Source organism: Pseudomonas sp. GW821-FHT12A04, assembly GCF_058807755.1.
Map to the genome: position 1 here is coordinate 339547 of NZ_JBXAQZ010000004.1, position 10628 is coordinate 350174.

General features: G+C 55.2%; 13 protein-coding genes. 1 reads left to right on the forward strand and 12 read right to left on the reverse strand.

The features are described 5' to 3' along the window. Position 1: 1 nt before the first annotated feature. From AC1RS8_RS09200 to AC1RS8_RS09245, 10 genes are all read right to left on the reverse strand, one after another. A complete protein-coding gene (locus tag AC1RS8_RS09200; protein WP_493162512.1) occupies positions 2-1006 on the reverse strand; it encodes an ArsJ-associated glyceraldehyde-3-phosphate dehydrogenase in 1005 nt (334 codons plus the stop codon). Between the two features lie 23 nt (positions 1007-1029). Beyond that, positions 1030-1542, reverse strand: coding sequence for a cyclin-dependent kinase inhibitor 3 family protein (locus tag AC1RS8_RS09205; protein ID WP_493162513.1), 513 nt, complete (start codon positions 1540-1542; stop codon positions 1030-1032). Positions 1543-1554: 12 nt separating this feature from the next. Next, complete coding sequence (gene arsH, locus AC1RS8_RS09210) at positions 1555-2271, reverse strand: arsenical resistance protein ArsH (protein ID WP_493162514.1); 717 nt, start codon at positions 2269-2271, stop codon at positions 1555-1557. Next, on the reverse strand, positions 2264-3337 hold the full coding sequence (arsB, locus tag AC1RS8_RS09215) for an ACR3 family arsenite efflux transporter (protein ID WP_493162515.1): 1074 nt from the start codon (positions 3335-3337) through the stop codon (positions 2264-2266). Before arsB ends, arsH begins: the two co-directional genes overlap by 8 nt. Before the next feature lie 17 nt (positions 3338-3354). After that, the gene (locus AC1RS8_RS09220) at positions 3355-3825 is read right to left on the reverse strand and encodes an arsenate reductase ArsC (RefSeq protein WP_493162516.1); all 471 of its coding nucleotides are present in this window, start codon (positions 3823-3825) and stop codon (positions 3355-3357) included. A gap of 36 nt (positions 3826-3861) precedes the next feature. Further along, entirely contained in the window at positions 3862-4224 is a 363-nt protein-coding gene (locus tag AC1RS8_RS09225) for a metalloregulator ArsR/SmtB family transcription factor (RefSeq protein WP_030131004.1), read from the reverse strand. Between the two features lie 8 nt (positions 4225-4232). Beyond that, on the reverse strand, positions 4233-4646 hold the full coding sequence (locus AC1RS8_RS09230) for an arsenate reductase ArsC (protein WP_493162517.1): 414 nt from the start codon (positions 4644-4646) through the stop codon (positions 4233-4235). A 327-nt stretch (positions 4647-4973) separates the two neighbouring features. Beyond that, the gene (locus AC1RS8_RS09235; protein ID WP_493162518.1) at positions 4974-6329 is read right to left on the reverse strand and encodes an FAD-dependent oxidoreductase; all 1356 of its coding nucleotides are present in this window, start codon (positions 6327-6329) and stop codon (positions 4974-4976) included. A gap of 11 nt (positions 6330-6340) precedes the next feature. After that, the gene (locus AC1RS8_RS09240) at positions 6341-6844 is read right to left on the reverse strand and encodes an arsinothricin resistance N-acetyltransferase ArsN1 family A (RefSeq protein ID WP_493162519.1); all 504 of its coding nucleotides are present in this window, start codon (positions 6842-6844) and stop codon (positions 6341-6343) included. Positions 6845-6908: 64 nt separating this feature from the next. Continuing rightward, positions 6909-7406 (reverse strand): MarR family winged helix-turn-helix transcriptional regulator, encoded by a 498-nt coding sequence (locus AC1RS8_RS09245; RefSeq protein WP_477798830.1) that lies wholly within the window; start codon positions 7404-7406, stop codon positions 6909-6911. Between the two features lie 123 nt (positions 7407-7529). On the opposite strand from AC1RS8_RS09245, the gene AC1RS8_RS09250 reads away from it, so the two are divergent. Next, a complete protein-coding gene (locus tag AC1RS8_RS09250) occupies positions 7530-8747 on the forward strand; it encodes an MFS transporter (RefSeq protein ID WP_493162520.1) in 1218 nt (405 codons plus the stop codon). 52 nt (positions 8748-8799) lie between these two features. Here the strand turns inward: AC1RS8_RS09250 and AC1RS8_RS09255 are convergent, their stop codons facing one another. Beyond that, a complete protein-coding gene (locus tag AC1RS8_RS09255) occupies positions 8800-9870 on the reverse strand; it encodes a flavin-containing monooxygenase (protein WP_493162521.1) in 1071 nt (356 codons plus the stop codon). 38 nt (positions 9871-9908) lie between these two features. Then, a complete protein-coding gene (locus AC1RS8_RS09260) occupies positions 9909-10259 on the reverse strand; it encodes an ArsR/SmtB family transcription factor (protein WP_493162522.1) in 351 nt (116 codons plus the stop codon). Positions 10260-10628: the final 369 nt, after the last annotated feature.

The following is a 10628-nucleotide window of genomic DNA, read 5'->3' on the forward strand; positions in this document are numbered from 1 at the left end:
CTTAGACTGCCAGCCCGACCATTTTGGCCAGTTCGACGGTGCGGTTGGCATAGCCCCATTCGTTGTCGTACCAGGCATAGAGTTTGACCTGGGTGCCGTTGATGACCATGGTCGACAGCGCATCGATGATCGATGAGCGCGGGTCGGTACGGTAGTCGATGGACACCAATGGACGCGTCTCGAAACCGAGGATGTCTTTCAGTTCGTTCTCGGAGGCGTCCTTGAGGAACTGATTCACCTCCTCGACAGTGGTGGCCCGCTCGACCTCGAAGACACAGTCGGTCAGCGAAGCGTTGGCCAGTGGCACGCGTACCGCGTGACCATTCAGGCGCCCACGCAGCTCCGGAAAGATTTCGGCAATGGCGGTGGCCGAACCCGTACTGGTTGGGATCAGGCTCATGCCGGAGGCACGCGCACGGCGCAGATCCTTGTGTGGCTGATCGAGGATGCTTTGGGTGTTGGTCAGGTCATGGATGGTGGTGATCGAGCCGTGGCGAATGCCCAACTTTTCGTGGATGACCTTCACCACTGGTGCCAGACAGTTGGTGGTGCACGAAGCAGCGGTGACGATGCGATGTTCCGCCGCATTGAACAACTGATGATTGACGCCCATGACGACGTTCAGCGCCCCTTTTTCCTTCACTGGAGCACAGACCACCACACGCTTAACGCCCTGATCCAGGTAGGCCTGCAACACCGCCACGGTTTTCATCTTGCCGCTGGCCTCGATCACCAGATCGCAACCCGACCAGTCGGTGTCCGCAATCGCTTTGTTTGCGGTCACCTTGATGCGCTTGCCGCCAATCACCACCTGATCGCCTTCTGCGCTGGCTTCGTTGTGCCAACGACCATGCACAGAGTCGAAGTTGATCAGGTGCGCATGGGTTACTGCATCGCCTGCCGGATCGTTGATCTGCACGAACTCAAACTCCGGCCAGCTCCAAGCTGCTCGCAGAGCGAGGCGACCGATCCGACCAAAACCATTGATGCCAACTTTGATAGTCATGTTGTTGTGCTCTGTATCTGTTGTCAGTGGGAGTTCGACTGCGTGTCAAACTGGCCGATGTATTCAATGTGGGCAGGATGCTGAATGGCACGCGGACGCAACGACTGAACATCTCGGATGGCATCGCTGAAGGGCACACCGCTCTCGATCAACAGTTGAGCGGCGACCAAACCGGTACGGCCCGAGCCTCCCTTGCAATGGATGGCGATGGTTTTCCCTTCGGTCAGCAATTGCTTGAGTCGCGGATGGTGCTGCTCCCATGCGGCTTTAAATGCTTCGCCAGGCGCTTGATCATCTTCTACGGGCAGGTGAAACCACTCGATGCCAAGCATTTGGCACTCTTCGGGCAGCAGGTCGATCTCGTTCTGAAGCAACTCCTCGGTCGGCATCAGCGTCAGCAACGCCGATGCCCCTGCATCCTTAAGGGTTTGCAACGCCTCGAATGGTCGGGTGCCCTTCGTGCCTGGGCACGGGGTAAAGATCAATTGGCCATTGAACTGTGCCAGAGGCAGTACGGAATAAGGGTGTTGTGGCACGGTGAAAAATCCTCAGATGGAGCGCTGATTGACACGTTTCATGAGTTCTTCCGCTGACTCTTTGCGCTCGGAATAACGATCCACCAGATAGTCCTGACGGTCGCGAAGCAGCAGCGTGAATTTCACCAACTCTTCCATCACATCAACGACGCGGTCGTAGAACGGAGAAGGTTTCATCCGGCCGTTATCGTCGAATTCCATATAGGCCTTCGGCACGGAGGATTGGTTTGGGATGGTGAACATGCGCATCCAACGTCCCAGCACTCGCAGCTGATTGACCACGTTGAATGACTGCGAGCCACCGCACACCTGCATGACGGCGAGGGTTTTGCCCTGGGTCGGGCGTACCGCACCCATCGCGAGTGGCACCCAGTCGATCTGCGCTTTGAATACTGCACTCATGGAACCGTGACGTTCTGGAGAGCACCAGACCTGCCCTTCGGACCACAGCATCAGATCGCGCAGCTCCTTCACACGTGGATGATCGTCGGGTGCGTCATCTGGCAGTGGCAAACCTGAGGGATTGAAAATCCGCGCCTCGGCACCGAAGTGCTCCAGCAGCCGAGCGGCTTCCTCGACCATCAGGCGACTGAAGGAGCGCTCACGGGTCGATCCGTACAGCAGCAAAATGCGCGGCTTGTGGATGGAGGTCTTTTCGATACCGAGCTTGTCTGTCGAAGGAAGATCAATCAGGTCAGTATCGAGCAGGGGGATGTGGTCATCAAACATAGTCTTTGTCCTGCGCTACGGCGCTCTTGGAATCATCAAACCAGCGGCGTTTCAACCAAAGGGCAACACCAACCAGAGAAATCAGTACTGGTACTTCGACCAGCGGGCCGATCACCGTGGCGAAGGCCACTGGGGAAGCCAGGCCGAAGGTGGCAATGGCCACAGCAATCGCCAGTTCGAAGTTGTTGCTTGCCGCTGTGAAAGCCAGTGCAGTGGTGCGTGGGTAATCAGCCTTGAGCAATTTGCCCATCCAGAAGCTGATGAAAAACATCACCACGAAGTAGATCGTCAGAGGAATTGCGATACGCAATACATCCAATGGCAATTGCAGCACCACGTCACCCTTGAGGCTGAACATGGCTACGATGGTCAGCAGCAGCGCTACCAGCGTCAGCGGGCTGATCTTCGGAATGAAGCGCTCTTGGAACCAAGCTTCACCTTTACGGGCGATGAGGATTCTGCGGGTCAGGAAGCCCGCCAGGAACGGCACACCCAGGTAGATCAGGACGGACTCGGCAATGCTGACAAAGCTGGTCTGAATCACACTGCCTTCCAACCCAAACAGTGGCGGAAGCAGACCCAGAAAGACCCAGGCATACACACTGAAAAACAGGATTTGGAAGATGCTGTTGAACGCCACCAACCCGGCGACGTACTGATTGTTGCCACCCGCGATCTGGTTCCAGACCAACACCATCGCAATGCAACGAGCCAAGCCGATCAGGATCAGGCCGGTCATGTACTCCGGTTGGTCCCGAAGGAAGATGATCGCCAGCGCGAACATCAAAACCGGTCCGATGATCCAGTTCTGGACTAAAGACAAAACGAGAATGCGCTTGTCCTTGAAGACCTCCGGCAGTTCCTCATAACGCACCTTGGCCAGAGGCGGATACATCATCACGATCAAGCCGATAGCGATGGGGATGTTGGTGGTGCCAACAGATAGACTGTTGAGCCACTGCGGCCAGCCTTCGAACAAACTCCCCAGACCGATCCCCAAGGCCATGGCGAGAAAAATCCACAGCGTCAGATAACGGTCCAGGAAAGAAAGGCGGCTTTTACTCATGATCATTGCTCCTGTGGTTACAACGTGCCAATCAGGGCCAGCTCTGCCTTGAGCTGTTCGGCACTCAGTTGGGCAAGCGGTAAAGCCAAGAAAGCTTCAATTCGGGTTTTGATCTGCTCCAAGGTGGCTTCAAAAGCCGCCTCGATCTCTTCTTGAGTCCCGTGGTATTCCGAAGGGTCAGCCAGCCCCCAGTGGGCTTTGGTGGCCGGTCCGAAAAATACCGGGCAGGCTTCACCGGCTGCCTTGTCGCACACCGTGATGACGAAATCAGGAGCCAAGTTCACATGGACATCGCTGGACTTACTGAACAGCCCGAGCGTCGACATACCAGCGTTTTCCAAAGTCTTGAGACTCAGCGGATGCACTTCACCTTTGGGCTGACTGCCCGCGCTGTAGGCTTTCATGCCTTCCGGTGCCAAGTGATTGAAGACCGCTTCACAGAGGATGCTGCGACAGCTATTGGCAGTGCAGAGGAACAGGATTTTCATCGAGCGATCTCGTAGTCGAAGGCGGAATCAGGCGATTTAGCTTTCACAGCAGGCCAGTGCCCGTTCAGGACGGTCGCCCATTTCATCAAGGCGTTTGGCGTCAGGGCTCAACCAATGCTTGTTGCTTTCGAGCACAGTGGTCAGCACTTGATGGACCCAATCTGGGAGATTCGGGTGCAGTCGGTAATACACCCATTGGCCTTGCCGACGATCCGACAGCAAACCGCAACTGCGCAGCTGTGCCAGGTGTCTGGAGACTTTTGGCTGACTCTCATTCAACGCGCAGGTCAGCTCGCAAACACAAAGCTCTCCTTCACGGGTGATGAGCATCATCGTGCGGACCCGAGTGTCGTCGGCCAGGCATTTGAAAACAGTGGTCGGTGTCAGATGGTCAGCCATATCGTTTCTCAGTGTTTGTTTTTGACCAAGACGAACATCTTGATGCGCTCATGAATCTCGTGAAGGGTGTGACGGAAGGCATCGGGTTTGGCGCTGGTGACCGGGTCCTCAAAACTCCAGGCCAATGCCTCACCAGCTCCAGGTAAGGACAGGCATTCCGCTGCGGCTTTATCACACAAGGTGATGACGTAATCGAAACGCTCACCACGGAACTCGTCTATCGACTTGCTGCGCAATCCTTCGGTGCTCACACCAATGTGTGAAAGCGCCTCAAAGGTGCGCGGATCTACCTGAGTCGGAACGGTACCGGCGCTGAACGCCTCGAAATGCTCCGAATCGGTATGCCTCAGCAACGCTTGGGCCAACTGAGAGCGTGCAGCGTTGGCGGTACAGACGAACAGGACACGGGCTTTGCTGGTCATTGTGACGCCTCAGCTCATATGCGGCTTTACGAATATATGATTTTCCGCATACAAGGTAAAGAGCAAACGACACACTAATCCATCAAAACGACTGGACTCCGCCGACCACATCCAATGAAAGCCCTGTATTACGGCGTCATCCATGTAAATCACTTTCCGGATCTCTTCAAATATCTACGGCGTCAGATATATGGTTTTTGTAATGAGTCTGTCACTCACGCAGAAATAGGCCGCTCCTTGGTTCAAGGACCACTTGGACATGCAGAAGAAATAAGAAGGTCGCCCCTAACCCGTCCAGTCATCGAGGGCGGGGTCGGTGGCTGCGCACTAGGCTTTGCAACAACCCGGAGAGGCACGAGGTGCGGCCTCAAGGATTGTCTCTCCGGTGCCACAACAAGACGTCTGACTTGTCGAAGCCTTCAAACGATCATCGACTTCATCGAAATCCGAGTTGCAAATGCCAGTCTCCGGGAGGACCAGCTCAACCCTTTTGGCCGCATCCCAATCGCCCGCCAATGCCGCGACAACAGACCGTATCTGCTCATACCCCGTCATCAACAAGAACGTTGGCGCTCGGCCATAACTCTTCATCCCCACAATGAACAAACCTTCCTCAGGATGGGCCAGCTCTACCGCGCCATGGGGCCTGACCGTACCGCAGCTGTGCTCGTTGGGATCAATCATTGGTGCGAGCAACACTGCGCTTTGGGTCGCGGGATCAAGTGCGATACGTAGCTCGCTGAGCAAGCTCAGGTCTGGGCGGAATCCAGTCGCCACGATGAGTTCGTCCACTGGTGGGAGTATCCGCTCTCCTGCCTTCACGACCAGCCCTTGGCCATTGCCTGCGACCTGATCGATGGCGATGTTTTTGAACAACTCGATCACGCCGTCATTCAGCAACTGGCGAATCTTCAGGCCGAGCTTTCCGCGCTCCTCCAATTGGTCATTCGCACCACCACCCAGAATGCGCTCTAGAGAATTACCCCGGATCGCCCAAAGCACTTTGGTTTGCGGCGCCTCCTGAGTCAGTAGCACCAGATCCTGGAGGGCGTTAAAAGCGGAGTGACCACCACCCACCACCAGCACTCTTTTGTTGGCATAGCGATTCCGGGCGCGGCCCAGTACCTCCGGAATGCCATACGCGATGTGTCCTGCATGCTCGATCTCGCCCAAGGCTGGGATGCCATGGGCGCCCATCCAGTTTGGTGTCTGGTAGGTGCCCGAGGCATCAATGACAGCACTTGCCAGCACATCTCGTTCACCCGATGGCCCTGCGACACGCAGTAAAAAAGGAGCTGCCGATCTGCCCTGGGTCTTCATCACATCCTGACCGACGCGAGTGGCTGCCAGAACACGGGTTTTCAGCTGCAAGTGACGCTTGATCTGTTCGAGGTCTGCGAGAGGTCGAACAAACCGATTCAGCAGTTCACGCCCCGTTGGATACTCGTTCTCCGGTGGTGGAGTCCAACCATCGGCCAGCAGAAGATTGGCCGCCTCCTTGTCCACATTGAACTGCCACGGCGAGAACATCTTCACATGCGCCCATTCTTCAATGCTCGCCCCAGCTTCCGGACCAGCTTCCAGGATCAGCGGAGTGATACCTCTGGCCAGTAGGTGAGCGGCTGCGGCGAGGCCCACTGGGCCCGCACCGATTATGGCGACAGGGAGCTGAGTGTTATCCATGATCGACTCCTTCAGGTTGGCTGATTGTTCAGGAACAGGCGCTCGACAATCGCGCAGTCGAGCCAGCGTCCTTCCAGGCAGGCGTGTTTTTCATACACCCCCACTTGGCGAAAACCGCAGGCTTCGCACAATGCGAGGCTGGCGTGATTGAAGGTGAAAATGCGTGAAAGGACTTTCCAGAATCCGCGAGCTTCGGCTTCTACCAGCAGTGTCTGAAGTAACTGCTTCCCTAGCCCCTGGCCACGAACACTGCGATGCAGGTAAATGGAAAAATCCGCAATGCCGTCGTAGCAGGCGCGAGCGCGATAGCTACTGAGTCCTGCCCATCCAACAACCAGATCCGCCTCATCGACCATGACCAACACTGGATAACGCTCCATTGAGTTGATGCGATCAAGCATGTCTGCCGGGCTTCGAGGCGTCGTTTCAAACGTAGAGCTACGTTCCTCGATCCCCTGGTTGTAGATAGCGGCTATTGAAATAGTGTCGCTGGCTTCAGCTAGACGAACTCGCATTGTTGGCGCCCCATTACGTTGGTAGTAACAACATTATTGGCAAAAAAAGGGAAACTCCTCCCTTTCAATCCTTGCTCTTCACCGCTGGGCAGCACTCACTCACGAGCCCGCAGCGAATCTCCGTGGCCCGTGTGATCTGCCTGAGCAAACTCAGCGCTCCTTGCCTGGCTTCAGCCGACAGGTTCTCGATCATTGCTCGCTCCTCAGCAATCAGGTCCGCTCTGATTTTCTCGTATAGCTCACGTCCAGCATCCGTTGCCTGGATTCGTACCGCACGCCGATCTTCATCATCCTCAACGCGGGACACATACCCTTTGCGTTCTAGGGTATCGATCACGCGACTCGCCGTGCTTTTGTCCAAGAACATTTCTTCTGCCAAGACCTGAAGACGCAGAGCGCCCCTTTTGACCAGCGTCTCGACGGCATAGCATTGGGTTACAGATACGTCGTAACAGCAGATCCGATCACGATCACGGAACTGATGGACGCGAACAAGCTGGTTCAACGCCTCATACAAGTCCTCGGAATCCTGAGTCAGCTGATCGTTTTTACGCTTTGTCATAACCGTCACAAATTAGTTGTTAGCTGCAACAATAATCCTGATATTCCGAAATCGTCAATACCGATCTCTCGGTTGACGATAGCCAATGGAAGGCGCTAGCTTGTTGTTACTGACAACAAAAAAATGAGCACGCCGGTCGTGACACTTCCAGAGCAGATTCATCCACCCATCAATCGCTCCAGGCTCGTATGGGCCCTGGGTTTCACTCAGATTCTCGCCTGGGGTTCGACCTATTACTTACCCGCAGTGCTTGCGTCTCCGATAGCCAAAGAGACGGAGTGGTCCATTACTAGTGTGGTGGGTGGCCTGTCTTGGGGGCTGCTGATAGCGGGAGCGTCCTCGCCGGCCGTTGGTCGTCAGATTGATCGCCATGGTGGGCGTTCGGTCCTAGCCGCCAGTTCACTGCTGCTGGCTCTCGGGATGCTATTGATGGGTCTCGCGGAAAACGTTGCCACCTACTATGTCGCCTGGACCCTGATCGGCGTTGCCATGGCGGCAGGCCTATACGACGCAGCCTTCTCAACCCTGGGACGACTTTTCGGGGAGGAGGCTCGAACGTCAATCACCGGGCTGACCTTGTTGGGTGGCTTCGCCAGCACCATAGGTTGGCCGGTGATAGCGGGACTGGAGAGTTGGATCGGCTGGAGAAACGCCTGCTTTACCATCGCCGCAGCTCATCTGCTAATCGGATTGCCCATTCATGCGCTGTTGATTCCTGGAAGCACAAAGCAACCGCCCCATCCCGTAATAGTAGAATCACCCAATGCATCCGAGCTTCGCCCTAGGGCCACCAACCAACTGTTCTTGTTGATTGCCGCCATGCTGACGGTTCTGGCGTTGGTCGTATCAGGTATCTCAGTACACCTGCTCAATGTCCTCAAGCAATTGGGAATCGCGACCGCAGTGGCCTTGGCCATCGGCATGGTGATTGGTCCCTCGCAAGTCCTGGCACGGGTGGCGGAGTTTTCCATAGGCAGGAACCTCCACCCAACGTGGTCCACACGAGCCGGTGTGTTGCTTTGTTTGATCGGGCTTGGACTGCTAATTTCAGGCCTGCCCTGGCTGGCCTTTGTGGCGATAGCACTTTACGGAGCCGGTAACGGCATCCTCACCATCGCTCGCGGGACTCTTCCACTGGCGCTGTTCGGGTCACAAGGATATGGCTTACGAATGGGACTGCTCGCAAGGCCCGCCCTTGTCGCCCAAGCTTGCGGCCCTATCGCCGCCGCTTACGTTCTGGACAGCTTCGGAGCATCGGTACTGCTTAGCGTGATGTGCGGGTTTCTGTTGCTGTGCTTCATCGCCACTTGGCGTCTGCCAACTACGCAAAAAGGCAGGTAATTACGATGTTCCGGTAGACGCAGTGTTGAGCAGAAAAAATCGATAGCCGGCATCAAGCGAACACGGGGTGCGATGCATCGTGTATGAAGCGCATCAAGCTAGGGATGATGTGAGAAGCATCTGGTCCGACGCCTCTAAGGGTGGCCGAAGCAAAGTTGCGCTGCTTCGGTAATCCCACAAAATACAAACCCGGTACGTGCTCCGCCTTCCCGTTGCGTTGGGTCAGGCTTTCATTGCCCGCCACGTGCAGACCTGCCAAAAAACCAAGGTTCGGACGAAACCCGGTCGCGAAAACCAAACTGTCCACGTCAGTGTGCTGCCCATCAGCCCAGATCACGCCCGTTGACGTTACCTCCGTGAACATCGGCTTGCGCTCAAAAAGTCCCTGCTTGATCGCTCGACGGTAGGTGCCATCATCCAGTACAGGGGTACTTTGATCATTCAGCCAACGAGTCTTCTCCATCCCTGTCCACTTGAGCCAAGCATGAAAATCCACACCGAGGATCTTTTGCGGAAAAAACCGAATCGATTCCCTTGTCGCCAATACGACGCTGCTGACTTGAGCCAACTCATGGGCAATTTGTACAGCTGAGTTGGCAGCACCTACCACCAGCACTTGCTGACCACTGAAGTCTTCGGCATTTCGGTAATTGGCGCTGTGTAAACGCTGCCCGCGAAAACTCTCCAGCCCCTGAATATCAGGGGTGAATGGCTGATTGAACCCGCCTGTGCAAACAACCAATGCTTTTGAGCTGAAACGCTGACCATCAGATGCCTGAAGCAAAAATAGTCCATCCTCCTTACACACTCCCTGGACTCGAATGTTCTGCCGAATGGGTAGCTGGAAAGCGTCCGCGTACTGCTCCAAATAACGTACGACTTCATCGCGTAGTGGGTAGTGCTTAGCTTCAGCTGGAAAAGGCATCCCAGGTAGCGACGAGTAAGCAGCAGGTGAAAAAAGTCTCAGGCTGTCGTAGTAATTGCGCCAGTTTCCACCTGGCTGGCTCTCGGCATCCAAGATGAGAAACCTGAGATTTTGCTGCCGTAGATGCCAACCGCACGCGAGCCCAGCTTGGCCCGCACCAACAACGATGACATCCATGGGCTCATTAATTACGTTCATGTATGCGCACTCATGCATATATAGAAATAGCAAAAAAACTACTCTGGAACACCAGGGCAGCAAAACGGGGCCAGACTCTTCATGTGTTGGAGAATGGCTTCGAGCCGTGTCACCACTGCCGGTCCATCCACCTCGTAGAACATCTGCCTGCTGACCTTGGTAGCGCGGACAATACCGGCCTCTAATAGCACTTGCAGATGACGGGACACCACTGAACGCTCTTGAGGTAGCCCTTCGGCAATCTCACCGATATCTGCTCGCCCCAGTTGCATGACTCGCTTGAGCACAGCTACCCGCGACGGCTCGCACAGAGCTTTGAAGAAGGCTCCATCGAGAGAGTCGATTGCAGCATCAATTGCACGGGAACGTGTAGAGGCTCGGTTTGTCATTTGGATGACTATATGTGTAGATCCATGCACACGTCAATTGTCCGAATGAACGTCAACAACAGATATCAATAGCGCCTGATCAATGACTGCAAGCTCGAGAATGATGAATTCGACCATCAGTTTTGGGTCGATTTTTGCCTTCCACGACGGGCAGTAAACGGCCGAGGGTGTATAAAAACATTTTTGAGCGCGACAGGTACTCAAAACAGGACTGGAAATCGCGCTTCTATGCGGAATCCACATCTGCTGACGTGCCGATAAATTTCAGATTTAACGTAGACGCGCACACTTCAATTTTGGCGAAGCGTTTTTACACACTCTGGGCCAAAAGCGGACACTTGCTACAGGCCAAGAAGCGGAAGAGCAAAT

Coding starts and splice junctions, on each gene's coding strand:
- AC1RS8_RS09200 (WP_493162512.1), bottom strand. CDS start 1,006: ATGACTATCAAAGTTGGCATCAATGGTTTTGGTCGGATCGGTCGCCTC.
- arsH (WP_493162514.1), bottom strand. CDS start 2,271: ATGTTTGATGACCACATCCCCCTGCTCGATACTGACCTGATTGATCTT.
- arsB (WP_493162515.1), bottom strand. CDS start 3,337: ATGAGTAAAAGCCGCCTTTCTTTCCTGGACCGTTATCTGACGCTGTGG.
- AC1RS8_RS09220 (WP_493162516.1), bottom strand. CDS start 3,825: ATGAAAATCCTGTTCCTCTGCACTGCCAATAGCTGTCGCAGCATCCTC.
- AC1RS8_RS09225 (WP_030131004.1), bottom strand. CDS start 4,224: ATGGCTGACCATCTGACACCGACCACTGTTTTCAAATGCCTGGCCGAC.
- AC1RS8_RS09230 (WP_493162517.1), bottom strand. CDS start 4,646: ATGACCAGCAAAGCCCGTGTCCTGTTCGTCTGTACCGCCAACGCTGCA.
- AC1RS8_RS09235 (WP_493162518.1), bottom strand. CDS start 6,329: ATGGATAACACTCAGCTCCCTGTCGCCATAATCGGTGCGGGCCCAGTG.
- AC1RS8_RS09240 (WP_493162519.1), bottom strand. CDS start 6,844: ATGCGAGTTCGTCTAGCTGAAGCCAGCGACACTATTTCAATAGCCGCT.
- AC1RS8_RS09245 (WP_477798830.1), bottom strand. CDS start 7,406: ATGACAAAGCGTAAAAACGATCAGCTGACTCAGGATTCCGAGGACTTG.
- AC1RS8_RS09250 (WP_493162520.1), top strand. CDS start 7,530: ATGAGCACGCCGGTCGTGACACTTCCAGAGCAGATTCATCCACCCATC.
- AC1RS8_RS09255 (WP_493162521.1), bottom strand. CDS start 9,870: ATGAACGTAATTAATGAGCCCATGGATGTCATCGTTGTTGGTGCGGGC.
- AC1RS8_RS09260 (WP_493162522.1), bottom strand. CDS start 10,259: ATGACAAACCGAGCCTCTACACGTTCCCGTGCAATTGATGCTGCAATC.